Origin of the sequence: Wenjunlia tyrosinilytica (genome assembly GCF_014646055.1) — a bacterium.
Taxonomy (GTDB): domain Bacteria; phylum Actinomycetota; class Actinomycetes; order Streptomycetales; family Streptomycetaceae; genus Wenjunlia; species Wenjunlia tyrosinilytica.
This window is the reverse complement of sequence record NZ_BMMS01000007.1, coordinates 121416-144282: the sequence shown is the minus strand read 5'-3', so window position 1 is coordinate 144282 and position 22867 is coordinate 121416. Positions and strand designations below refer to the sequence as shown.

General features: G+C 72.1%; 21 protein-coding genes and 2 tRNA genes. 16 read left to right on the top strand and 7 right to left on the bottom strand.

Translation table 11 applies throughout. The features are described 5' to 3' along the window. Window positions 1-94 precede the first annotated feature (94 nt). The 5 genes from IEY86_RS10045 to IEY86_RS10025 all read left to right on the top strand — a co-directional run bounded on the left by IEY86_RS10045 (window position 95) and on the right by IEY86_RS10025 (window position 7185). Window positions 95-3004 carry a UPF0182 family membrane protein gene (locus tag IEY86_RS10045; protein WP_189131314.1) on the top strand — a complete coding sequence of 970 codons (2910 nt, stop codon included), beginning with the start codon at window positions 95-97 and terminating at the stop codon, window positions 3002-3004. A 53-nt stretch (window positions 3005-3057) separates the two neighbouring features. Then, window positions 3058-3134, top strand: a tRNA-Met gene (locus IEY86_RS10040). 270 nt (window positions 3135-3404) lie between these two features. Next, entirely contained in the window at window positions 3405-5264 is a 1860-nt protein-coding gene (locus IEY86_RS10035) for a tetratricopeptide repeat protein (protein ID WP_229698291.1), read from the top strand. A gap of 171 nt (window positions 5265-5435) precedes the next feature. Next, window positions 5436-5512: transfer RNA gene (locus IEY86_RS10030), tRNA-Met, on the top strand. A gap of 146 nt (window positions 5513-5658) precedes the next feature. Continuing rightward, window positions 5659-7185 carry a hypothetical protein gene (locus tag IEY86_RS10025; RefSeq protein ID WP_189131213.1) on the top strand — a complete coding sequence of 509 codons (1527 nt, stop codon included), beginning with the start codon at window positions 5659-5661 and terminating at the stop codon, window positions 7183-7185. A gap of 35 nt (window positions 7186-7220) precedes the next feature. On the opposite strand, the gene IEY86_RS10020 is transcribed toward IEY86_RS10025, so the two are convergent. The 3 genes from IEY86_RS10020 to hisN form a co-directional block, all read right to left on the bottom strand. Then, window positions 7221-7634, bottom strand: coding sequence for a Fur family transcriptional regulator (locus tag IEY86_RS10020; RefSeq protein ID WP_189131212.1), 414 nt, complete (start codon window positions 7632-7634; stop codon window positions 7221-7223). Window positions 7635-8063: 429 nt separating this feature from the next. Then, the gene (locus IEY86_RS10015; protein ID WP_189131211.1) at window positions 8064-8474 is read right to left on the bottom strand and encodes a CBS domain-containing protein; all 411 of its coding nucleotides are present in this window, start codon (window positions 8472-8474) and stop codon (window positions 8064-8066) included. A gap of 174 nt (window positions 8475-8648) precedes the next feature. Beyond that, window positions 8649-9449, bottom strand: a complete 801-nt coding sequence (gene hisN, locus IEY86_RS10010; protein ID WP_189131210.1) for a histidinol-phosphatase — start codon at window positions 9447-9449, stop codon at window positions 8649-8651. Window positions 9450-9629: 180 nt separating this feature from the next. On the opposite strand from hisN, the gene IEY86_RS10005 reads away from it, so the two are divergent. After that, entirely contained in the window at window positions 9630-10208 is a 579-nt protein-coding gene (locus IEY86_RS10005; protein ID WP_189131209.1) for a TetR/AcrR family transcriptional regulator, read from the top strand. 29 nt (window positions 10209-10237) lie between these two features. Further along, entirely contained in the window at window positions 10238-10726 is a 489-nt protein-coding gene (locus IEY86_RS10000) for a MarR family winged helix-turn-helix transcriptional regulator (RefSeq protein WP_189131208.1), read from the top strand. A 107-nt stretch (window positions 10727-10833) separates the two neighbouring features. On the opposite strand, the gene IEY86_RS09995 is transcribed toward IEY86_RS10000, so the two are convergent. From IEY86_RS09995 to IEY86_RS09980, 4 genes are all read right to left on the bottom strand, one after another. Further along, window positions 10834-11157, bottom strand: a complete 324-nt coding sequence (locus tag IEY86_RS09995) for a DMT family transporter (RefSeq protein WP_189131207.1) — start codon at window positions 11155-11157, stop codon at window positions 10834-10836. A 132-nt stretch (window positions 11158-11289) separates the two neighbouring features. After that, complete coding sequence (gene rsgA / locus IEY86_RS09990; RefSeq protein ID WP_189131206.1) at window positions 11290-12294, bottom strand: ribosome small subunit-dependent GTPase A; 1005 nt, start codon at window positions 12292-12294, stop codon at window positions 11290-11292. Between the two features lie 9 nt (window positions 12295-12303). After that, complete coding sequence (gene aroA / locus IEY86_RS09985; protein ID WP_189131205.1) at window positions 12304-13683, bottom strand: 3-phosphoshikimate 1-carboxyvinyltransferase; 1380 nt, start codon at window positions 13681-13683, stop codon at window positions 12304-12306. Window positions 13684-13878: 195 nt separating this feature from the next. Further along, entirely contained in the window at window positions 13879-14592 is a 714-nt protein-coding gene (locus IEY86_RS09980; protein WP_189131204.1) for a M50 family metallopeptidase, read from the bottom strand. A gap of 53 nt (window positions 14593-14645) precedes the next feature. On the opposite strand from IEY86_RS09980, the gene IEY86_RS09975 reads away from it, so the two are divergent. From IEY86_RS09975 to def, 9 genes are all read left to right on the top strand, one after another. After that, window positions 14646-15566 (top strand): SOS response-associated peptidase, encoded by a 921-nt coding sequence (locus tag IEY86_RS09975; protein ID WP_189131203.1) that lies wholly within the window; start codon window positions 14646-14648, stop codon window positions 15564-15566. A 5-nt stretch (window positions 15567-15571) separates the two neighbouring features. Next, the gene (locus IEY86_RS09970; RefSeq protein ID WP_189131202.1) at window positions 15572-16213 is read left to right on the top strand and encodes an alpha/beta hydrolase family protein; all 642 of its coding nucleotides are present in this window, start codon (window positions 15572-15574) and stop codon (window positions 16211-16213) included. 298 nt (window positions 16214-16511) lie between these two features. Next, window positions 16512-17207 carry a sigma-70 family RNA polymerase sigma factor gene (locus IEY86_RS09965; RefSeq protein WP_189131312.1) on the top strand — a complete coding sequence of 232 codons (696 nt, stop codon included), beginning with the start codon at window positions 16512-16514 and terminating at the stop codon, window positions 17205-17207. Continuing rightward, complete coding sequence (gene rsrA, locus IEY86_RS09960) at window positions 17204-17569, top strand: mycothiol system anti-sigma-R factor (protein ID WP_189131201.1); 366 nt, start codon at window positions 17204-17206, stop codon at window positions 17567-17569. Before IEY86_RS09965 ends, rsrA begins: the two co-directional genes overlap by 4 nt. Before the next feature lie 290 nt (window positions 17570-17859). Then, entirely contained in the window at window positions 17860-19323 is a 1464-nt protein-coding gene (locus tag IEY86_RS09955; RefSeq protein ID WP_229698290.1) for an HD-GYP domain-containing protein, read from the top strand. Between the two features lie 92 nt (window positions 19324-19415). Then, window positions 19416-20705 (top strand): HD-GYP domain-containing protein, encoded by a 1290-nt coding sequence (locus IEY86_RS09950; RefSeq protein WP_189131200.1) that lies wholly within the window; start codon window positions 19416-19418, stop codon window positions 20703-20705. A 90-nt stretch (window positions 20706-20795) separates the two neighbouring features. Continuing rightward, a complete protein-coding gene (locus IEY86_RS09945; RefSeq protein WP_189131199.1) occupies window positions 20796-21011 on the top strand; it encodes a biotin/lipoyl-binding carrier protein in 216 nt (71 codons plus the stop codon). Between the two features lie 59 nt (window positions 21012-21070). After that, complete coding sequence (locus IEY86_RS09940; protein ID WP_189131198.1) at window positions 21071-22066, top strand: tetratricopeptide repeat protein; 996 nt, start codon at window positions 21071-21073, stop codon at window positions 22064-22066. Window positions 22067-22198: 132 nt separating this feature from the next. Next, window positions 22199-22828: a peptide deformylase gene (gene def / locus IEY86_RS09935; protein ID WP_189131197.1), complete on the top strand. Its 630-nt coding sequence runs from the start codon at window positions 22199-22201 to the stop codon at window positions 22826-22828. Window positions 22829-22867 lie beyond the last annotated feature (39 nt).

The following is a 22867-nucleotide window of genomic DNA, read 5'->3' as shown; positions in this document are numbered from 1 at the left end:
GCTGGGTAAGTTGCATGAGATGGGTGCCGGGCCCGGCACCCCTTTGTTAGTGCTCTATCGCTGATGTTTCGAGGTGCGCACCTTGGTTTTCCAGATGCCGGACCGCGGCGGCTCGCCGGGGCCACGGTTCAGAGTCGGCCGACCGTCCCGGCGTACCCGCACCTTGCTGATGACTCTCGGAGTGCTGGCCGTTCTCGCCATCGCCTTCGTCATCTTCGCGGGATTCTGGACGGACTGGCTCTGGTATCGATCCGTTGACTACTCCTCGGTGTTCGCCACGATGCTGTGGACGAAAATCGGGCTGTTCTTCGTCTTCGGCCTGCTGATGACGCTGGTGGTGGGGGTGAACATCTACCTCGCGCACCGCTTGCGGCCCCCGCTGAGCGCCATGTCGGTGGAGCAGCAGAGCCTCGACCGCTACCGCATGGCGGTGGCCCCTTACAAGAAGTGGCTTCTGCTCGGCGTCTCCTCGCTGGTCGGGCTGATCGCCGGGGCGTCGGCGGCCGGCCAGTGGCGCACCTGGCTGCAGTGGGTGAACGGGACCTCTTTCCACATAAAGGACCCGCAGTTCCACAAGGATGTCTCCTTCTATGCCTTCGACCTGCCCTGGTACCGCTTCCTGCTGAGTTTCGGCTTCGCCGCCGCCGTGCTGTGCCTGCTGGCCGCCGCCGCGGTGCACTACCTCTACGGGGGGCTGCGGATCACCAGCCCGGGGGCGCGGGCCACCGGCGCCGCGACCGGCCACCTGTCGGTGCTGCTGGGGGTGTTCGTCTCACTGAAGGCGGTCGCCTACTGGCTGGACCGGTACGCGCTGGCGGTCAAGTCCAGCGACTTCAAGGCCACCGACGGCTGGACGGGCCTGCGGTACGTGGACGCCAATGCCTACCTGCCCGCGAAGACGATCCTGTTCTGCATCGCGATCGTCTGCGCGCTGCTGTTCTTCAGCACGCTGTGGCGGCGCACGTGGTCGCTGCCCGTGATCGGTTTCGGACTGATGGTGCTCTCCGCGATCCTCATCGGCGGCCTCTACCCGGCGATAGTGCAGAAGTTCCAGGTCCAGCCGAACGAGCAGGCCAAGGAAGCGCCGTTCATCAAGAAGAACATCGACGCGACCCGCAAGGCGTACGGGATCAAGGACACCGACGTCAAGGAGTACCCGGGCAGGAGCGACAAGGACGACACGCAGCTGAGGGCCGGCGCCGACACCACGGCCTCGGTCCGCCTGCTCGATCCGACGGTGGTCTCGCCGACGTTCCAGACGCTCCAGCAGGTGCGCGGCTACTACACCTTCCCCAACACCCTGGACGTGGACCGCTACAAGATCGACGGCAAGGAGCAGGACACCGTCGTCGGCCTGCGCGAGCTGAACCTCGTGGGCATCCCCGAGAGCAACTGGGTCAACGACCACTTCAAGTACACGCACGGCTACGGCATGGTGGCCGCCGAGGGCACCACGACCCGCTCGAACGGCGAGCCGCTGTTCACCGAGAAGAACCTGCCGCCGGAGGGCAAGCTACGCCCTTACGAGCCGCGGGTGTACTTCGGTGAGGAGACCAAGCAGTACTCGATCGTCGGCGGGCCGACCCAGGAGATCGACTACTCCGACAACAGCGGTGAGAAGAGCTACACCTACCGCGGCAAGGGCGGTGTCGGGCTCGACAGCCCGCTGACGCGGGCGGCGTACGCGGTCACGTTCAGCGAGCCGCAGATCATGTACTCCGGCGCGATCGGCAAGGGATCGAAGATCCTCTACGACCGCACGCCCAAGGAGCGGGTCGAGGCGGTCGCCCCGTGGCTGACCATCGACCGCGACCCGTACCCGGCGGTGGTCGACGGCCGGATCAAGTGGATCGTGGACGCCTACACGACGACCAACGGCTACCCGTACGCGTCGCGGACCACGCTCGGGGACACGACCACGGACTCGCTCACCGACGAGCAGCGCAAGCTGCTGACGCCGGACAACCGGGTCAACTACATCCGCAACTCGGTCAAGGCGACGGTGGACGCCTACGACGGCACGGTGAAGCTGTACCAGTGGGACACCGAGGACCCGGTGCTCAAGACGTGGATGAAGGCGTTCCCGGGCACGGTCCAGCCGAAGGGGAGGATCAGCCCGGCGCTGATGGAGCATCTGCGGTACCCGCAGGACCTGTTCAAGGTGCAGCGGGACCTGCTGACCCGCTACCACGTCAAGGACGCGTCCACGTTCTTCAGCGGCAGCGAGGTGTGGCGGATCCCGGCGGACCCGACGACGACCAGCGGTGACGACGTCCCGCCGTACTACCTGTCGATGAAGATGCCCGATCAGCCCGGGCAGTCGTTCTCGCTCACCTCGACGTTCGTGCCGAACCGGCGGGACAACCTGTCGGCGTTCATGGCGGTCGACGCGAACGCGGCGAGCAAGGACTACGGAACGATCAGACTGCTCAAGCTGCCGTCCAACTCGACGGTGGACGGCCCGAAGCTGGTGCAGAGCAAGTTCAACTCCAACAAGGCCGTCGCCGAGCAGATCAACATCTGGAGACGCGGCGACTCCGACGTGGAGTACGGCAACCTGCTGACGGTGCCCCTCGACGGCGGGCTGCTGTACGTCGAGCCGGTGTATCTGAAGGGCGCGGGCGCCAGCTTCCCGCTGCTGTCCAAGGTGCTGGTGCGGTACGGGGACAGGACCGCGTTCGAGAACACCTTGGGCCAGGCGCTGGACGTGGTGTTCGGCAAGAAGAGCGCCACGCGGCCGCCAACGGGCGACCAGGGCAGGCCCGGGGACCAGGGCAAGCAGACGAGCCCCACGGTGCGGAAGGCGCTGGACGACGCCCAGAAGGCGTTCGACGCTAGCCAGGAGGCGCTCAAGCGCCAGGACTGGACGCGGTACGGAGAGGAGCAGAAGAAGCTCCAGGAGGCGCTGAGGAAGGCGAAGGACGCCGAGGAGAAGGCACAGTCGACCAAGCCGTCAACGAAGCCTTCGGGGAGTCCCTCTCAGAAGCCGGGGAAGAAGCCGTGAACCAGGGGTGAATGGGGCCCACCTCGCGTCGTGGTAAGGTTGGGACACAACGACGCGGGGTGGAGCAGCTCGGTAGCTCGCTGGGCTCATAACCCAGAGGTCGCAGGTTCAAATCCTGTCCCCGCTACCACGACGGAATGGCCCGCAGCCCTTTGGCTGCGGGCCATTCCGCATGTCCGGGGGATCGGGGGTGAGGGTGTCGCCGCGTGGTGCTGTTCCCGATCGGGTGATCCCGCGAGGGCGTCGGGGCGGTCCGGCGGCCCGCCAACTGTCCGCCGTGCGGCGGGAGTCCACCTGGGAATGGTTTGATCTGTCGTCGTATCGGGAAGTCGACAAAACGCTGAAGTGACCTTGAGGGCTGCGGTATACCAGGTGTACGCGGGTTGCGGGTGGTGCGACGATGGACTCTATGGGGGACAGTGCGAAGGTTTTGAACAAACGTCGGATTTCACAAGCGGAGACGACGCCCACGCTGCCGATGGGCGGCGATGCCCTGCGCGAGCTGCCCGAGGCCGCGGAACTCTTCCCGGCCCCCCGGCACTCGGGCGACAGCCTGCTGCCCTCGACCGAGCAGATCCTCGACCCCGCACCGCTGGAGGACGTCCTCGCCGTCCGCGAGGAGGCGGAGTTGGAGGCGCGCTACCGGCGTGCCGCGGACGCCGGGGACAGCGCGGCCGAGAGCGTCCTCGGCGCGATGCTGCTGCGCCGCGGCGACCTGGAGGCGGCGGAGCCGTGCCTGCGCAGCGCGACGGCGGCCGGTGAGCGAGCCGCCGCGAACAACCTCGGAGTCCTGCTCCACCAGCGCGGCTACGCCGACGAGGCGGCCGCGTGGTGGCGCATCGCCGCGGTCGCGGGCAGCGCCGCCGCCGCGCACTCCCTCGGCCGGCACCTGCGTGAGCGCGGGGACGAGCCGGGCGCCGAGTACTGGCTGCGGCAGTCCGCCGAGCAGGGCCACACCCTCGGCGCCTACGCCCTCGCGGACCTGCTGGAGCACCGTCGTGACGTCGGTGCCGAGCGCTGGTTCCGTGCGGCGGCCGAGCACGGCCACCGCGAGGCGGCCTACCGCATCGCCCGTATCCACGCCGAGCGCAACGAGAACGCGCAGGCCGAGACCTGGTACCGGCAGGCGGCGGCCCGCGGGCACCGCAGGGCCGCGCTGCGCCTGGGCACCCTCCTGGAGGAGCGGGGAGAGCGCAGGGAGGCCGCGAGGTGGTACCTCCAGGCAGCCCGCGAGGGCGAGGCGCGCGCGGCGTGCGCCCTGGGCTTCCTCCTGCGCGACGAGGGCAAGGTGGAGGAGGCCGCCGAGTGGTGGCGGCGCTCCGCGCTGAACGGGGACGGCCACGCGGCGAACGCGCTCGGTGCCACGCACGCGCAGGCCGGGGAGACCGAGCAGGCCGAGCGGTGGTACCGCATCGCGCTGGAGGCGGGCGACCACAACGGCGCCTTCAACCTCGGGCTGCTGTGCTCGGCCTCGGGCCGTACGGCGCAGGCCGAGCAGTGGTACCGCCGGGCCGCCTACACGGGCCACCGGGAGGCGAGCAACGCGCTGGCCGTGCTGCTGCTCCAGCGCGGTGACACCGCGGGCGCGGAGCCGTGGTTCTCCAAGGCCGCCGAGGCGGGCAGCGTCGACGCGGCGTTCAACCTCGGCATCCTCCACGTGGGCCGAGGCGACGAGCGCACGGCCCGGCAGTGGTACGAGCGCGCGGCCGCCGCGGGGCACGCCGAGGCGGCGCTCCAGGTGGGTATCGCGCTCCAGCGGGACGGGGACCTGCCCGCGGCGGAGCGGCACTTCCGCAGCGCCGCCGGCAACGGCTGCGCGGATGCCGCCTTCCGTCTGGGCTCGCTCCTGGAGCGGCAGGGCGTGGACGAGGCCGAGGAGTGGTACGAGCGGGCGGCCCGCAAGGGCCATCGGCGGGCCCAGGTGCGCTTCGGCATGTGCCTGGCGCAGCACGGCGACGTGGTCGAGGCGGCGAAGTGGTACCGCACGGCGGCTGAGGCGGGCAGCCGGAACGGCGCGTTCAACCTCGGCCTGCTGCTGGCCCGCGAGGGCAGCGAGCCCGAGGCGGCCGTGTGGTGGACGCGGGCGGCGGACGACGGCCACGGCCGCGCGGCCCTGCGCCTTGCCCTCCTGGCCGCCCGCCGCGGCGCGCTGTCCGAGGCGGAGTCCTGGTGCGCCAGGGCCGCGGAATGCGGCCCGGCGGAGGTGGCCGAGCGCGCCGCCCGTCTGAAGGCCGCCCTCCACCAGGAGTTAACGGCCTAGCGGCACCACCCGCTCGAGAAGGGGCGCCCGCGACCCGGGCGCCCCACCGGCATCGCGTCACTCGCGTTCCCGTCGCGTTGCTCGCGCCGCCGGGACTCAGCGGCCCTCCCCGCCCCCAGGGGAACGGATTTGCGCTGGTGGGTGGGGCTCACGTAGGGTTTGGTTCATCGACGCGGGGTGGAGCAGCTCGGTAGCTCGCTGGGCTCATAACCCAGAGGTCGCAGGTTCAAATCCTGTCCCCGCTACCACGACGGAAGGCCCGCAGCCCATGGCTGCGGGCTTTCCGCATTTCGGCCTGGTACAGGTTCGGGCAAGGGGGTGCAAACTCTCGCCGATTTCCCGCGCACCGCGGGTAATCCTGATCACCAGTGGGGGCTCGGCAGAGGAGGGCCGCGTGCTGCGGGGACGGCTGGGGAAGGCGTTGCGCAAGAAGGCGGCGCCGCCCGGGCTTGCGCCGGGCCGGGCATGGCGCCAGTTGTGCGACGCCGCGCTCTCCGGGCGCGGGGCGGACGGTGAGGCGCTCGTCGAGGCGCTGCGCGCCGCCGAGGGACAGGAAGCCTCCGCCGGTCTGCGCGCGCTCTGCGAGGCCCCGCCCGGCGTCTGGGTCGTGCTCGACCGGGCCGTGCGCCGCACATGGGACAGCCGCCTGCCCCAGATCCTCGACCCCCTGCGCCTCGTCCTGGAGTCGATGGAGTCGGACGGCAGACGCCGCGAGTCCGCCGTCCGCGCACTCTCTGCCGAGCGCGGGCCCCACACCGCCTACGCGCTGGCCCTGCGCACCGTCGACTGGGTGCCTCCCGTGCGCGAGCAGGCCGTCGCAGCCCTCCTCGGCCGACTCGAACCCGACGAGGCCGTCGCCGCCGTCCGGCTGCTGCTGCGGCTGAGCCGCCGGGTGCGGGCAGGCGGGGCCCTGGAGACGTTCCGCGACGCGCTCACCGACCCCGCCCAGCGCAGAACGGTGCGGCGCCTCGCCGCCGACGCCGATCCCCGTACCCGCCGCTTCGGCGTGGAGCTCGCATTGGAGCTCGGCGAGTACGTCCGCGGCGACCTCGTCCGCACCGCGCTGCGCGACGCCGACCAGGTGTGCCGCCATCTGTGCGCCGAGCGCCTGCTGGAGATCGACCCGGACCAGGCCGGCCGGCTGATGTGGGCGCGCTCGGCCGCCGTCCGGGAGCTCGCCGTGGCCGCGCTCCCCGACGACGTTCCCGCCGCGCGGCTCACCGCACCGCTCGCCGACCGTTCGAGGATGGTGCGGGCTCAGGCCCGCTGGAAGCTCTACAAGCGCGGCGAGCCACCCGTCGATGTCTATCGCAAGCAATTGCGCCGCTGCGGCGGCGCGACCGCGCCCAACTTGGTGGCCGGGCTGGCGGCGGGACTCGGCGAGTGCGGCGACGCCACCGACGTCCCCCTGCTCGCCCGGCTGGCGGCGGTCGAGCCGCACCCCTGGGAGAGCGGCGAGAGCGGCCCCGCGTGGCCGTCGGCGGTGCGCCGTGCGGCGGTCAGGGCGCTGGGGAAGGTGGCCCCCCAGGAGCAGTTGCCGCAGTTGCTGGTGCCCCTGCTGGGCGACGTGACACCCAGTGTGGCGCGTGAGGTGCTGGACGCGCTGGTCCCCGTGGCGTCCGCGGTGCCCGTGGATGTCGCCCGCGAGGCGCTGGCCCGCCCGGAGGTCCCCGTGCACCGGGCCGCGCTGCGCCTGCTGAGGGCGTCAGGGCCCTGGCAGCGCGTGGAGGTGGATCTGGAGCTGGCGGCCGATCCCCGCCCGCACGTGGCCGCCGAGGCCCGTTCCGATCTGAGGGCGTGGCTGCGCAGGCAGATCTACTCGCGGCCGGATCCGGAGCACCTGGACCGGATCAACGGCCTGATCGGCGCCGCGGGCCTGCCGGAGCCGGTGCGCAGGCACCTCGCCTTCGTGCTCCGCTGAGCGGTCGGTCGCACCTCATCGGGCGGCGGGCCGCGTCAGGAGTGGCACCCGGGACACAGCCCGCGGTATGTGACCTCCACCTGCGAGACGACGAAGCCGAAGCGCTCGGCGTCGGGCAGGTCGGAGAGCGGATCGCCCAGGGGGTGCACATCACGGATGGTCCCGCAGCGCGAGCAGATCAGGTGCTGGTGGGCGTGGTGGGCATTGGGGTCGTAGCGCTTGGCGCGGCCGTCGGTGCTCACTTCCACGACCTCACCGATGCTCACCAGCTCGCCGAGGGTGTTGTAGACGGTCGCGCGGCTGATCTCCGGCAGACGTTCCACCGCCCGGGCGTGTACTTCGTCGGCCGTGTAGTGGACGTGGTCCCCGTCGAGGACCTCGGCCACGACTCGCCGCTGCGCGGTGAGTCGCCAACCGCGCTCGCGAAGTCGTTCCAGCAGGTCACTCATGTGTTCCAGCCTAACAGTGTTCGTGGACAAGTTCCGATCCAGTATGGAGCTGGAACTCTTCTTGACTTGGATGATGTCTAAATGCGACTCGGTTGGGCAGGCGGCGGGGGACCGCGGCCGCCTCGTTCGCCGGCATGATCCGCACCTGCACGGTCCGCGGGGAGGAGTCGCCGCGCTCGATCGCCTCGCGCAGGTAGCGCCGGTGCGACGTGGTTCCTCGCCCGGTCCGGTCCGCCCCGGGCGGCGGCCGGGCAAGCGCCGGCACCGGCCGAACCGGCAACGGCCGAACCGGCAACGGCTGAACCGGCAACGGCCGAACCGGCAACGGCTGGGCCCGCAACGGCTGAACCTGCAACGGCTGAGAGGCCGGGCTCCCGAGATTCGTCGGGAGCCCGGCCTCTTGCCGTGGCTGTGCGGCGTGGGCGGGGATCAGCCCGCCACTGCCGCCGCTTCGCGCGGCCGGGCGCTCTGCCCGGACCAGCAGCGGATGATGTCGCGGACCGAGACGATCCCGACGGGGGCGTCACCCTCGAGGACGACGAGGTGCCGGAAGCCGCCGCGGACCATGGCGGTCGCGGCCTCCTCCAACGTCCACTCGGGAGCGGCGAAGACGACATCGGTGGTGGTGTGGGATCCGGCGGTCTCCCGGTCGGGGTCCTCGCCGTGCCCGACGGAGATGAGCACGTCACGTTCGGTCAGTATTCCGAGGCCGCAGGTGTCCGGGTCGAGGACGACAGCGGCGCCGATACGGCGGGCGGACATGAGGCGGGCGGCTTGTCGCAGTGTATGGGCGGGTCCGATGGTGAGAACCACAGTGCTCATGGCGTCACGGACGAGCATGGGCTGGAGCCACCTCTCGGTTGGGAATTGAGAACCCTTTCACAAATTCACAAGGGCTCGAATTCTCATGTTCACATGCGGAGGCGGCGGCAACAAGAGGCCCGGTGTCCCCAGATCGAGTGATGAGCGACGGGCGGGCGGTGTTCACCACCCCCCCAGCCGTTCACAGGAGTCTCAGCGGCCCCGGCCGAGGTAGCCCAGCAGCTCCTCGTGGAGCAGCCCGTTCGAGGCCGCGGCATTGCCGCCGCCCGGCCCCGGCTCACCCTCCAGGCTGGTGAAACGGCCCCCGGCCTCGGTCACCACGACCGACGGGGCCGCCATGTCCCACAGCGACAGCTCCGGCTCGGCGCACATGTCCACCGAGCCCTCCGCGACCATCATGTACGGCCAGAAGTCGCCGTAGCCGCGGGTGCGCCAGCAGGCCCTGGTCAGGTCCAGGAACCCGTCGAGGCGCCCCTGCTCCTCCCAGCCCGACAGCGACGAGTAGGCGAACGAGGCGTCCCCGAGCTTGGCCACCCCGGAGACATGCAGCCGGGTCGCCGACGACAGGCTGCGGCCCGTGTACGCGCCCGAGCCCAGCGAGGCCCACCAGCGCCGGCCGAGCGCGGGGGCCGACACCAGCCCCACCACCCCCTTGTCGCCCCCGGGGCCCTGGACGAACAGGGAGATCAACGTGGCCCACACCGGCACGCCCCGCACGTAGTTCTTCGTCCCGTCGATCGGGTCGATGATCCACCGGCGCGGGCCCTGGCCCTGGTTGCCGAACTCCTCGCCCAGCACGGCGTCGCGCGGCCTGGCGCGCTGGAGGGCGCCGCGCACCAGCTCCTCGGCCGCCCGGTCGGCCTCCGTCACCGGGGTCATGTCAGGCTTGGTCTCGACCTTGAGGTCGATCGCCTTGAACCGCTCCATCGTCGCGGCGTCGGCAACGTCCGCCAGCACATGGGCGAGGCGCAGATCGTCGTGGTAGTCCGGCATGAGGCGAACAGTATCGACCGGTTCTGGTCAGGGCCACCGGGGCGCAGCGGTGGGCGCGCCCGACACCGGTTCGGCGGCAGGGCGACCGCACCCTTGACAGCATCTGGTGGTACGTCAAATCTGGTCGGTGAGGCCATTTTCGGCCGCGGCCCTGCCAGCCCGCGAGCCCCGGAGGCGGCGATGCCGACTGCCCGCGAGACCCTCCTCGACTCCGCCCTCGCCGCCCTGGGGCGGCAGCCGTGGTCCGACATACGGATGGTCGAGGTCGCCGAGGCGGCGAGGGTCTCCCGGCAGACCCTCTACAACGAGTTCGGCAGCAAGGACGGGCTCGCCCGCGCGCTGACCCGCCGCGAGGTGGAGGCCTTCATCGGCGGGGTGGAGCGGGCGCTGGCCGGGGCGGAGCGCTCCGGCGCGGACGCCGGGGGCGCCTTCGCGGCCGCCGCCTCGTGGACCCTGCTGACCGCCGAGGCCAACCCCCTGGTGCGCTCGGTCCTCATCGGCGGCCACGAACAGCGCACCGCGCTCATGCCCCGCTGCGCCCGCCCCACTCCCAGCGAACTCGTCGAGCTCCTGCGCGAGCGGGCGATCGGCGCCATCGAGCACGGCTACCCCAAGCTGGGCCTGGTGCAGATCGGCGCGGCCTGCGAGGCCGCCGTCCGGCTGACCCTCTCCTACGCCGTGGCGCCGGGCCGGACCGTGGAGGACGCCTGTGCCCAGGTGGCCGCCCTGGTGCGTCACCTTCTCGCCCCGGGATGGTGAAAGGGCCCGCTGGCCGTACTGTTGTTGCCATGGGCAACGAGCAGGAGCAAGTACGGCCGGCCGACATCGCCGACGACGAGGTCATCACCTGGTGGGGTCTTGCGGTCGAGGGGTACACCCGCACCAACCGGCTGACCGCGACGGACCTCGGCGTCGATGTGACGGTCCCCGGCCCGTGGTTCGAGGTCCTGCTGCGGCTGCTGCGCACACCCGGCCACCGGCTGACCATGACCCGGCTCGCCCACGAGGTGTCGCTGACGTCGGGCGGTTTCACCAAGTTCGCGGACCGCATGGTCAAAGCGGGACTCATCGAGCGGCAGGCGTGCGCCACCGACCGCAGGGTCACCTACGTGGCACTGACCCCCAGTGGCCTGTCCATCGCCGAACGGGCGCGCGCACGGCACGCCGAGGCGCTTCGGCGGTACTTCCTGGAGCCCCTGGGGGTGGCGGACGCCGAGCGCCTATCGGCCCTGATGCGCCGCCTGAGGGACGCCAACACCCCCGAGCTCAAGGACTGACGCGCCAGGGGGCGTACGAGGGCGGTAACAGGGGCCAGAGCCGTGCCAGGGACCAGTGGGCCGTATCAGGGACGAGCGGGCGGGTCGGCGGGTCGGCGGGCAGGGTCTCAGTGCGCGGAGCCGCTCAGTTGGAGGCCGATGATGCCCAGGATGACGAGGCTGATCGACACCAGCTTGAGCGTGGACACCACGTCGTCGAGGAAGACCATGCCGTAGATGGCGGTGCCGGCCGCGCCGATGCCCGTCCACACCGCGTACGCGGGGCCCACGTCGAGCTTCTTCAGCGACAGGGTCAGCAGACCGAAGCTGCCGAGCGCGAAGGCGCAGAAGGCGAAGGTCGGCCAGAGGCGGGTGAAGCCGTGGGAGAGCTTCAGGCAGACGGCGAACCCGGTCTCGAGCAGTCCGGCGACGACGACGAGGAGCCATGTCATCTGGTGAGCCTCCGCCCTCTGCGCGCCTGACCGGTCTCGATGATCACATGTTCTCCCCAGATTCGGCGCGCCTACACCGGAAGCGTGTCGATACGGAATTCCGGCCACGCGTGGCCCCCGCCGAACGGAGCGTCAGTCGCCCTCGCGGCGCTCGCGCGAGGCGAGCAGACGACGCAGGGACTCCAGTCGCGCCGGCTCGGCCTGGCCCTGCGCCACCCACTCGTCGAGCGCGCAGTCCGGCTCGTCGTGGCTGCACGCGCGCGGGCAGCCCTCGGTGCCCGGCTCCAGATCGGGGAACGCCTTGATGACGCGTCCGGGGTCCACGTGGTGCAGGCCGAACGAGCGCACGCCCGGTGTGTCGATGACCCACCCCGCCCCGTCGGACAGCGGCAGGGCGAGCACCGAGGTGGTGGTGTGGCGGCCGCGCCCGGTCACCGCGTTGACATGGCCCGTGGCCCGCTGCCGTTCGGGCACCAGGGCGTTGACGAGCGTGGTCTTGCCGACGCCGGAGTGGCCGACGAACACGGTCATCCGGTCCTTCAGCCGCTCGCGCACCGCGTCCGCGCCGCCGGAGCCCAGGGTGTCCCGGGTGGTGACGACGTACGGCACACCGAGCGGGGCGTAGACGTCCAGCAGGGGGTCGGCCGGGGCGAGGTCGGACTTGGTCAGCACGAGCAGCGGCTCCAGCCCGGAGTCGTAGGCGGCCACCAGGCAGCGGTCGATCATGCGGGGACGCGGCTCGGGGTCGGCCAGCGCGGTGACGATGGCCATCTGGTCGGCGTTGGCCACCACCACCCGCTCGTAGGGGTCGTCGTCGTCGGCCGTGCGGCGCAGCACCGAATCGCGGTCCTCGACGCGCACGATCCGCGCCAGGCTGCCCTCGTCGCCGGACAGATCGCCGACGAGGGCCACCTGGTCGCCCACGACCACGCTCTTGCGGCCCAGCTCACGCGCCTTCATCGCGGTGATGACGCGGCCGTCCACCAGGCAGGTGCAGCGACCCCGGTCCACGGTCGTGACGAAGCCCTCGGACGCGTCCTCGTGCTTGGGGCGGATCCGGGTGCGCGGGCGGCTGCCCCTGCGACCCGGGCGGACCCGGATGTCGTCCTCGTCGCTGTCCTTGCCGTAGCGCCGCATGGCGGAGGGTCAGGCTCTCGGCTCGAAGGAAGGCGCGGTGCCCGCGGTCGTCCCCGCGTCCTTCTCCAGCATCTCGGCCCACATCCGCGGGAACTCCGGGAGGGTCTTGGCGGTGGTCGCCACGTTCTCCACCTCGACGCCCTCGACGACGAGGCCGAGCACCGCGGCGGCGGTGGCCAGGCGGTGGTCCTCGTAGGTGTGGAAGACGCCGCCGTGCAGCGGGCGGGGTCGGATGACCAGGCCGTCGGCGGTCTCGGAGACATCGCCGCCGAGCTCGTTCAGCTCCTTGGCCAGAGCGGCGAGGCGGTCGGTCTCGTGCAGCCGCAGATGGGCGATGCCGCTGAGCTCGGACGGTGAGTCGGCGAGCGCGGCGACGGCGGCGACGACCGGGGTGAGCTCGCCCACCTCGTGCAGGTCGGCCGTGATGCCGTGGATCCGGCCGCTGCCGGTGAAGGTCAGGCCCTGCTCGGTGAGCTCGCAGGAGCCGCCCATTCGCGTGAAGAGCTCGCGCAGGGCATCGCCCGGCTGGGTGGTGCGCTCGGGCCAGTCGCGGACGGTGACCCGGCCGCCGGTGACCAGCGCGGCGGCGAGGAACGGGGCGGCGTTGGACAGGTCCGGCTCCACCACCATGTCGCGGCCGAGCAGGGCGCAGGGGGCGACCCGCCACACATCGGCCTCACCCCCGCAGTCGGGTGTGTCCACCTGGGCTCCGGCCGCGCGCAGCATCTCCACGGTCATCCGGATGTGCGGCAGGGAGGGGACGGAGCTGCCGGTGTGCCGGACCTCGACGCCCTGGTTGAAGCGGGGGGCGGACAGCAGGAGGGCGCTGACGAACTGGGAGGACGACGAGGCGTCGACGTCGACCTCGCCGCCGTCGAGGGCGCCCCCGCCGTGGACGGTGAGCGGGAACGAGCCGCGCCCCTCGTCGTCGATGCGGGCGCCGAGGGCGCGCAGGGCGTCGATCACGCCGTGCTGGGGCCGCTCGTAGGAGCGGGGGTCGCCGTCGAAGTGCACGGGGCCGTCGGCGAGCGCGGCGACCGGCGGCAGGAAGCGCATGACCGTGCCGGCGTTGCCGACGTCGATGGAGGCGGGGCCGTGCAGTCCGGCCGGGATCACGCGCCAGGCGTCGCCGCGGCCGGTGCCGGGACCGGAGGCGCTGTTCGGCACGGTCTCGATGCCGACGCCCAGCCTGCGCAGGCCCTCGGCCATCAGCAGGGTGTCGCGGCTGTGCAGCGGGCGGCGCACCCAGCCGGGCTCGGAGGCGAGGGCGGCGAGGACGAGGGCACGGTTGGTCACCGACTTGGATCCGGGCACGGTGACGGTCGCGTCCACGGAGCCGGACGCGGTCGGAGCGGGCCAGAGCGCACTGGGCGCGGAGTTGCCGGTCATGTGCCACCACCTTAGTGCCACAAGGGCGGGGAGGAATTTGCCGCAACCCGTTCATAGCCCCCTCAACCACCGCTCGTGGGGGTCTACGAAATCACGGGGGCCCAGAACACCCCCTGGGCTACGCCAATACGGCACCGGGTTCGGAGCCGGCGGGTCCGCGGCGCTTCTGAGCCCGAGCAGTCGGCGTCCGCGTCTTCAGAGCCCGAGCAGCCAGCGCCCGCCGCCGAAGAGGGAGAACAGGGCCACGGCCGCGAAGAGGGTCACCCACAGCCCGCCGGGCACATTGGTCAGCCGTCCCAACTGGTCCGCGTCGGAGTCCGGGGCTCCTCCCTGCCCGCGCTTGCGCTGGAGTTCGAAGACCGGCCGCGCCCCGGCCAGCAGGAGGAACCACACCGCGGCGTACGCGAAGGCCGCCTGCACATCGGGCCCGGTCAGCCAGGAGACGAGGAGGAAGGCGCCCCCGGTCACCACCACGGACAGCGCCCCGAAGGCATTGCGGATCATCACCAGCATGGCGGCCAGCAGCGCCGTGGCCGTCCACAGCAGCGCCGTGATGTGGCCGGCGGCGAGCAGCCAGGCACCGCCCAGGCCCAGCAGGGGAGGGGCGGTGTAGCCCGCGGCGGCGGTCAGGATCATGCCGAGGCCGGTCGGCCTGCCGCGTGAGACGGTCAGCCCCGAGGTGTCGGAGTGCAGCCTGATGCCGTCGAGGCTGCGGCCCGTCAGCAGGGCTATCAGACCGTGGCCGCCCTCGTGGGCGATCGTGACGACGTTGCGGCTGATCCGCCAGGCGACGTCGGGGAGTATCGCGGTGAGCGCCACCAGACCGGTGACGGCGACCAGCCAGGTCGGTGGGTCGGGCTGGGTGCCCACCACGTGGTCCCAGACGTCGGTGATCTTCGTCGTGTCCATGGTCTCCGCTCAACGATCGACGTGAGGCCTTAGTGCCTGGCAGGGTGGCACGTATGTGCGGTCGTTATGCGGCAAGTCGTAAACCCGAGGACCTGGCGGACGTCTTCGAGGTCGAGCACTGGGAGCCGACCGAGACCATCGAGCCCGACTGGAACGTGGCACCGACGAAGAATGTATGGGCCGTCCTCCAGCGGCCCCTCAAGGGGTCCGGCAGCGACGAGCCCGTGCGGCAGCTGAGGGTGCTGCGCTGGGGTCTGGTGCCCTCGTGGGCGAAGACCCCCGAGTCCGCGGCGAAGATGATCAACGCTCGGGCGGAGACCGTCCACGAGAAGCCCTCGTACAAGCGCGCCTTCGCCACCCGCCGATGCCTGCTGCCCGCCGACGGCTACTACGAGTGGCTGACTCCGAAGGGGGAGTTCGCGCAGGAGCAGAAGGGGGCCAGGAAGCGGCCCCGCAAGCAGCCGTACTTCATCACGCCCGCGGACGGCTCGGTGATGGCCATGGCCGGCCTCTTCGAGTTCTGGCGGGACCGGACCCTGCCCGACGACCACCCGCTGGCCTGGTGGCGCACCTGCACGGTGCTGACGACCGAGGCGGAGACCGAGCCGTTCGCCGGGGCCGCGGAGGTCGGCCGGGTCGGCCGGAGCGCCCCGTCGGCCGCGTTGGCCGGGTCGGCCGGGTCGGACGGGTCGGGGGAGCCGGGGGAGCCGGGAGAGGGAGAGCCCGCAGCCGGCGGGCCGCGCTCGCTCGCCGACATCCACCCGCGGATGCCCCTGATGCTGGAGCAGGACCGCTGGGCCGCATGGCTGGATCCGCGCAACGACGATCCGGACCGCCTGCTGCCGCTGCTGGCCCCGCCCCGCCCCGGCCTGATGCGGGCGTACCCGGTCTCGCCCGACGTCAGCAACGTCCGCAACAACGCGCCCGAGCTCACCGAGCCGCTTGCGGAGCAGCCCCCGCAGACGCTGTTCTGATCACCATGAACGTGGTTCCGGTCCCCACCCCGGTCGGCGACGCCCGTATCACCTACGCCCGTGCCCGAGGCGCCGAGCCCGGCGCGGTCCTGGCGCTCGGACACGGCGCGGGCGGCGGCATCGAGGCCCGCGACCTGCGGGCGCTGTCCGCCGCGCTGCCCCCGCTCGGGGTGACCGTCGCCCTGGTCGAGCAGCCGTGGCGGGTGGCGGGCAGGAAGCTCGCGCCCGCGCCGAAGACCCTCGACACGGCATGGACCGCCGTGTGGAAGGCGCTGGAGGCCGAAGGCGCGCCCGTGGTCGCGGGCGGACGCAGCGCCGGGGCCCGGGTGGCCTGCCGCACCGGCCGGTCCCTCGCAGCGGCGGCCGTGCTTGCCCTGTCGTTCCCGCTGCATCCGCCGGGGAAGCCGGACAGGAGCCGGGCTCAGGAACTGCTCGACGCCGGGCTGCCGACGCTCGTGGTGCAGGGGGAGCGCGACCCCTTCGGCCGCCCGGAGGAGTTCGCCGCGGCGGGCTACGAGGGGGAACTCGTCCCCGTCCCCTTCGGTGACCACGGCTTCGCCGTGCCGAAGAAGGCGGACCTCGACGAGCAGGCGGCGATGCGGGTGATCACGGACGCGGTCGCCGATTGGCTCGAACGCGTGGTGTGACGGACACCTCGAGGCGGGTCTCCTGTCCGCCCGAGGCTCCGGAGGGCGGCTCGAGGCGGCCCTGAAGGGGCCGGGAATGTCCCGTGCGGCCTTCGCGTTGTGGAGGCTGTCGGTTCGTAGAACTCTGGAAGGCAGCCGCATGGTTTCAGCAGCTTGCCCGGCTCGCGCCCAGGCCCCCTACCTCTCGTGGGAGCCACTGCGTCCCACGGGCGGAGCGGCATTGGGCGGTGGGTCCGCCGGGCCTATATCCTCCGATTCGAGCGGCCCCGCGCGGGGAACCGTTTCGGCTGTGAAGGAGGTGGGTCCGGTCACAGGGACCGACGACGGTACGGCGCCCGAGGAGACTCCCGCCGAGCGGAACGCCCGTTTCGAACGCGACGCGCTCGGATTCCTCGACCAGATGTACTCGGCCGCGCTGCGGATGACGCGCAATCCGGCCGACGCGGAGGACCTGGTCCAGGAGACGTACGCCAAGGCGTACGGATCGTTCCACCAGTTCCGCGAGGGGACGAACCTCAAGGCCTGGATGTACCGCATCCTCACCAACACCTTCATCAACTCCTACCGCAAGAAGCAGCGCGAACCGCAGCGCAGCGCGGCGGAGGAGATCGAGGACTGGCAGCTCGCCCGTGCGGAGTCCCACATGTCCACAGGGCTGCGCTCCGCGGAGTCGCAGGCCCTCGACCACCTGCCCGACTCCGACGTCAAGGAGGCGCTGCAGGCGATCCCCGAGGAGTTCCGCATAGCGGTCTACCTCGCGGATGTCGAAGGCTTCGCGTACAAGGAGATCGCCGACATCATGGGGACCCCCATCGGAACGGTGATGTCCAGGCTGCACCGCGGCCGGCGTCAGTTGCGCGGCATGCTCGAGGACTACGCGCGCGAGCGCGGACTGGTCCCCGAGGACAACGGCAAGCAGGATCAGGCTGACGCACCCGTGGGAGCGGCCGCGGGTGGCTCCTCGCCGCAAGACCGGAAAGGCTCGGGCACATGAGCTGCGGCAACCCGCACGAGACAGACTGCAGCGAGGTACTCGACCACCTCTACGAGTACCTCGACAACGAGATGCCCGCTGGGGACTGCGCCAAGTTCCAGGAGCACTTCGACGAGTGCCACCCGTGCTTCGAGAAGTACGGCCTGGAGCAGGCGGTGAAGAAGCTCGTCAAGCGCTGCTGCGGCTCCGACGCCGTGCCGACCGACCTGCGGGGCAAGGTCATGGGCCGGATCGAGGCGATCCGGGCCGGCGAGGTGACCCCCGTGCCGCCGCCGGTGACCCCGGTGTCGCCCGCGGCCGAGTCGCCGACCGAGTCAGCCGCCGCCAAGGGCCCCAGGCCCCTGACGGAGAGCGGCCCCTGACGGAGCGGCCCCTGACGGAGCGGCCCCTGACTGGGCGGCCCCTCACGGAGCGGGCTCCGACGGCCCGCGCATCTCGCGCCGACGGTGTCCGAGCGGCCCCGACGGTCTTCGGACCGTCGGGGCCGCTTACGCGTTCGAGGGTGCACATGTTCCATACAGTTCACCCGAATGTGCGAATCGGGACCGGTCAAGTAGACCAATCCGCCCATATTCCTGCCGCGCCGACCCCGGCGGCCTATTCTCCGAACTCGATCCCAGGGCCTGTTTCCACGCCTGACCGAGGAGGAGTGATGCGAGCCCTGCCACCGGCGGCGCGCCTGTATGTCCTGCTCGGTGCGGCGGCCGCGCTCGGCTGTGTGGTCCCCCTGCTGGGCACGGCCGGAGCCCGCACCGACTGGACGGCCGTGCTCGTGCTCGCCGCCCTCTGCGTCGTGTGCGAGCAGGCCACCCTCTGCCGCCTGATGGGGCGACACGTGCCCACCGGCACGGGCGCGTTCTTCCCCGTTCTCCTCACCGGGGTGCTCATGCTGCCGCCCCCGGCGGCCGCGCTCGTCGCCGTGCCGGGTGCGCTGATCGGGCGGCCGGCGCGGCGGCCCGCACTCCTGCCGGCCGCCGGGCACGCCGGAGCGCCGAGGCGGGTGTGGAACGCGGCGCAGCTCGCCGTGGCCGCCGCTGCCGCCTCCGCGGTCCACCAGTGGGCGGGCGGCCCCCGGATCCTGCGCGACGCCGAGTTCCCCCGGGCGCTCGGCACCGCGGGGCTGGCCACCCTGACGTTCTGGCTGGTCGCCGGGGCGCTGATGTCGGGAGTGCTCGTCACCGCGTCCCGCCGGGCGCCGATGGACGCGCTGCGCCGGGTGCTCGTGCCCTCCCTGGCCCCGTCCGTGGCCCACGGCGTCGTCGGCCTCACCATGGCGGTGCTCTGGACGGGCCCCTACGGGCCGCTGGCGGCCGTGCTCGCCCTGCTGCCCATGTATGTCTCCTGCTGGGTCTTCGCGCAGTACCACCGCGAGCAGGCCGCCCACCACGCCACCGTCCGGGCGCTCGTCCAGGCGGTGGACCTGAAGGACGAGTACACGCGCGGCCACAGCGAACGGGTCGGCAGGGCATCGGTGATGATCGGGCGCGAGATCGGGATCCCCGAGGAGCGCATCGAGGCGCTGCGCTTCGCCGGGACCCTGCACGACGTGGGCAAGCTCGGGGTGCCGACGCGGCTGCTGCGCAAGTCCGGACGGCTCACCCCCGAGGAGCGCGGCATCGTCCAGCGCCATCCGGAGTACGGCCACGAGATGGTGCGCGGCATCGAGTTCCTCGAGGAGGCGCTCTCGGCGATCCTGCACCACCACGAGCGACTCGACGGCAGCGGCTACCCGTACGGCCTGTCCGGAGCGGGGATCCCGCAGTTCGCCCGCGTGGTGGCCGTGGCGGACGCCTTCGACGCCATGACGTCCAACCGCGTCTACCGTGCCGCCCGGCCCGTCTCCGTCGCCATGGAGGAACTGCGGGCCTGCGCGGGCAGCCAGTTCGACCCGGACATGGTCAACGCCCTGATACGCGCCGTTACCCGGCAGGGCTGGGCGGTGCCGTCCCCGGCCGACGGCGACGGCACGCCGCCTGTGCCCGCGCCTGATGCGGTCTTCCGGGACAAGGGCTGCCTTGATCCGGTCTGCCGGGACAAGTGCTGCCCGGACCCGGTCTGCCGGGACAAGTGCTGCCGGGCCGAGCCCCTTCCCGCGGCCCCCCGCAGACGGCCGTGAGCCCCACCGGACCGCCCGAACCGTCCGCGAGCCCCCGGCCCGCGCGCACGAGCCCCGCGTCCGCGAGCGCCCAGTCCGCGCCCAGGAGCCGGATGCGGCGGTGTGCGGCGCCCGCGCTGTGCCTCGTCGCGGCCGTGCTGTTCGCCGTGTCCGTGGGCTGGACGCTGTGGCACGGACTCGCACAGCCGTCCGTGGCGCTCGCCTTCGCCGTCTTCGTCGCCGCGGGCGAGGGGCTGCGCATCACTCTTCCGGGCGAGCGCACGGCGACGCCGCTGGGCACCGCCGGAGCGCTCGCCTACGCCGTGCTCGGCCAGGCGGGAGGAACGTCCACCAGCCATGGGGTGCCTCAGGTCGTCGCCGTCTGCGGGACGGCGATGCTCCTGGGCTCCCTGCCCCGTCTACGGCGCACCTACCGCCGCCCGCTCGGCGACCTGGACCCCGACCAGTCCCGCAAGGTGCTCACGGTGGCGTTCACCGCCACGCTCTACCAGCCGCTGGACAACAGCGGCGCCCTCGGCCGCACGGCCGGCCAAGGGCCGCTCTACATCGCGTTCATGGCCCTTCTGCTCGCCCTGGCGGCGCTCTTCGACACGGTCCTGGCCGCGGCCCTCACCCACGCCCGCAGCGGGCGGCACTTTCCCGCGCTGCTGCGCGACGAGGTCAGGGCCCTGATGGGGATCGGCTCGGCGGTGTGCGCGACCGGGGTGATCATGGCGGTGGCCGCCGGGGTGATGGGACTGTGGGCGCTGCCGGTCTTCAGCGTGCCCCTGCTGCTGACGCAGGTCTCGTTCCGCCGCCATGCGGCCGTTCGGGCGACGTACCGGCAGACCATCGTCTCCCTCTCGCGGGCCACCGAGGTCGCCGGATACACCCCGGAGGGCCATGCCCGCCGGGTGAGCCGGCTCTCCTGCGAGGTCGGGCGGGCCCTGGGGATGGCCGAGCGCGACCTGCTCCTGCTCGAGTACGCGGCGCTGATGCACGACATCGGGCAGTTGGCCCTTGTCGACCCGGTGCCCGGCGGGGCCACCGCGGTCCTGGACCAGGAGGAGCAGCGCCGGATCGCCGGGCTCGGCGGCGAGGTCGTCCGGCAGACAGGCGTCCCGGTGGAGGTGGCGGTCATCGTCGAGCGCCAGGCAGAGCCCTTCCGCGACCGGGAGGGCGCCCTGGACCCGAGCCATCCGCTCGCCAGCAGTATCGTTCGCGCGGCCAACGCGTTCGACGACTTCGCGGGCGCGGACGGGGGGCTGGCGGGCAGGCTGGAGGCGGTGGAGCGGCTGCGTCTGTCCACGGCCCGCGAGTACGAGCCGAGGGTGGTGGAGGCACTGGCCGATGTGTGCCTGCGCGGGGGGCCGGGTCCCGAGCCCGGGTTGACCCGCAGGTAAGGAGCGGCTGCCACGCTGGGCGTGGTTTGATGCGCAGGCAAGGCGGCCAACGCGTGAGCGTGGCTGGGGAGACTCGGGCGAGGAGCTGGAGTGGGCGCGGAAATCCAGGCAGAGATGGTTGCCAATGTGTGGAAGGTTGTCGTCAGGCGGGGCGACCCCGTACAGGTCGGCGACACGGTGGTGATCCTCGAGTCGATGAAGATGGAGATCCCGGTCCTCTCCGAGGTGCCGGGAACCGTGACCGAGCTCAAGGTGAGTGAGGGAGACGTCGTCCAGGAAGGGGATGTTCTGGCCGTCATCGGCTAGGGCAGCATCCCTGTACAGGCACCAGTGAACCGGCAACCGCATCCACACCAGGCGGAATCGTGAGGATCTTCGGCAGAGCACGGCACCGTCCGTCCGCCACCTGGCGGCAGACCACCGACCGTGCTTTCACGCTGATCGGCGACGGGCGTTACGAGGACGCCGGCGCGCTGCTGACGCGTGCCGCCGACCTGGAGCCGTGGCTGGCCGAGTCCTGGTACAACCTGGCCCTGCTGCACAAGTTCCGGCACGACTGGGAGCAGGCCAGGGCGGCCGGACTGCGCGCGGTGGCGCTGCTGGACCGCGCCACCGGCGCCCCCGACTGGTGGAACGTCGGCATCGCCGCCACCGCCCTCCAGGACTGGCCGCTGGCCCGCCGTGCCTGGCAGGCGTACGGCCTGCGGCTGCCGGAGCTCGAGACGGGAGAGGCCAGGTCCACGGACGAGCCGCTCCAGGTGCCGCTCGGCAGCGCGGCGGTGCGGCTCTCGCCCGAGGGCGAGTCCGAGGTGGTGTGGGGCCGGCGCCTGGATCCGGCGCGCGTCGAAGTGCTGAGCATTCCCCTGCCCTCGTCCGGGCGCCGCTGGGGCGAGGTCGTCCTGCACGACGGGGTTCCGCACGGCGAGAGGGTGGCCGGCCGCGGCGCCGCGTACCCGGTCTTCGACGAGATCGAGCTGTGGGCGCCCTCCCCGGTCCCGACCTGGCTGGTGCTGCTGGAGGCGGCGACCGAGGAGGACCGGGACGCCATGGAGCGGCTGGCGGCGGACGCGGGCTACGCGGCGGAGGACTGGTCCTCCTCGGTGCGGCTGCTGTGCCGGACCTGCTCGGAGAGCCGGATGCCCACCGACGACGGGCACTCGGTCCACCACGACCCGCACGACCAGGGGGAGCCCGGCCACCCGGGACGGCTGAGCCACCGCAGCGCGGGCGGCGGGCTGTGGGTGCCGGAGCGCGAGTGCGGTATCGCCGCGCCCGCGGGCCTGGTGCGGGGGCTGCTCGACGGCTGGGTCGCGGACAGCCCGGACACCCGGGCGTACCGGGATCTGGAAGAGGTCTGCTGAACCACCGCGCGCCCCTCCCGGTGCGCGGTTGCCCACGGCGGCTTCCCACCGCGCCGGGCGACGCACGGTGACCGGGCCGTACCCTTGTGCCGTTGAACGTTTGTGAGGACGCAGGAAGGCGTACGGGAGACCATGGCGCAGCACGAGCATGACGAGACCGCCGAATCGCGGTTCATCGACGACACGACGGGTGCGCGGGATCGGGTGGAGGCCCATCGCGCCCGCGGCACCGCTCGGCCCATCACGGTTGTCGGCAACCCCGTGCTGCACCACGAGTGCCAGGACGTCACGTCGTTCGACGACGGCCTGGCCAAGCTGGTCGACGACATGTTCTCGAGCATGGAGGCGGCCGAGGGCGTGGGCCTGGCGGCCAATCAGATCGGCGTGGACGCCAAGGTGTTCGTCTACGACTGCCCGGACGACGACGGGGTGCGGCACTCGGGCGTCGTGGTCAACCCCGTACTGGAGGACCTCGCCCCGGACCAGCGCGTCCTGGACGACTCCAACGAGGGCTGCCTGTCCGTGCCGACGGCCTACGCCTCCCTCGCGCGTCCCGACTACGCGGTGGTGCGCGGCCAGGACGCCGAGGGCAACGCGATCGTGGTCCGGGGCAGCGGCTACTTCGCCCGCTGCCTCCAGCACGAGACGGACCACCTGTACGGCTACCTGTACATCGACCGCCTGTCGAAGCGCGACCGCAAGGACGCGCTCCGCCAGATGGAAGAGGGAACCCCGAAGTACGAGACGGTGCCCAACGCCTGAGCCCGGCAGGGGCGACGGGAGCGGCCGTACCGCGGCTGT

Bases quoted from the DNA above. Each gene is read 5' to 3' on its own strand.
- rsgA (WP_189131206.1), bottom strand. From the start codon at position 12,294: ATGCGGCGCTACGGCAAGGACAGCGACGAGGACGACATCCGGGTCCGC.
- IEY86_RS09975 (WP_189131203.1), top strand. From the start codon at position 14,646: ATGTGCGGTCGTTATGCGGCAAGTCGTAAACCCGAGGACCTGGCGGAC.
- IEY86_RS09980 (WP_189131204.1), bottom strand. From the start codon at position 14,592: ATGGACACGACGAAGATCACCGACGTCTGGGACCACGTGGTGGGCACC.
- IEY86_RS10015 (WP_189131211.1), bottom strand. From the start codon at position 8,474: ATGCTCGTCCGTGACGCCATGAGCACTGTGGTTCTCACCATCGGACCC.
- IEY86_RS09955 (WP_229698290.1), top strand. From the start codon at position 17,860: ATGCGAGCCCTGCCACCGGCGGCGCGCCTGTATGTCCTGCTCGGTGCG.
- def (WP_189131197.1), top strand. From the start codon at position 22,199: ATGGCGCAGCACGAGCATGACGAGACCGCCGAATCGCGGTTCATCGAC.
- IEY86_RS10020 (WP_189131212.1), bottom strand. From the start codon at position 7,634: ATGAGTGACCTGCTGGAACGACTTCGCGAGCGCGGTTGGCGACTCACC.
- IEY86_RS09995 (WP_189131207.1), bottom strand. From the start codon at position 11,157: ATGACATGGCTCCTCGTCGTCGTCGCCGGACTGCTCGAGACCGGGTTC.
- IEY86_RS09950 (WP_189131200.1), top strand. From the start codon at position 19,416: ATGCGGCGGTGTGCGGCGCCCGCGCTGTGCCTCGTCGCGGCCGTGCTG.
- IEY86_RS09970 (WP_189131202.1), top strand. From the start codon at position 15,572: ATGAACGTGGTTCCGGTCCCCACCCCGGTCGGCGACGCCCGTATCACC.
- aroA (WP_189131205.1), bottom strand. From the start codon at position 13,683: ATGACCGGCAACTCCGCGCCCAGTGCGCTCTGGCCCGCTCCGACCGCG.
- IEY86_RS10005 (WP_189131209.1), top strand. From the start codon at position 9,630: ATGCCGACTGCCCGCGAGACCCTCCTCGACTCCGCCCTCGCCGCCCTG.
- hisN (WP_189131210.1), bottom strand. From the start codon at position 9,449: ATGCCGGACTACCACGACGATCTGCGCCTCGCCCATGTGCTGGCGGAC.
- IEY86_RS10000 (WP_189131208.1), top strand. From the start codon at position 10,238: ATGGGCAACGAGCAGGAGCAAGTACGGCCGGCCGACATCGCCGACGAC.
- IEY86_RS10045 (WP_189131314.1), top strand. From the start codon at position 95: ATGCCGGACCGCGGCGGCTCGCCGGGGCCACGGTTCAGAGTCGGCCGA.
- rsrA (WP_189131201.1), top strand. From the start codon at position 17,204: ATGAGCTGCGGCAACCCGCACGAGACAGACTGCAGCGAGGTACTCGAC.
- IEY86_RS10035 (WP_229698291.1), top strand. From the start codon at position 3,405: ATGGACTCTATGGGGGACAGTGCGAAGGTTTTGAACAAACGTCGGATT.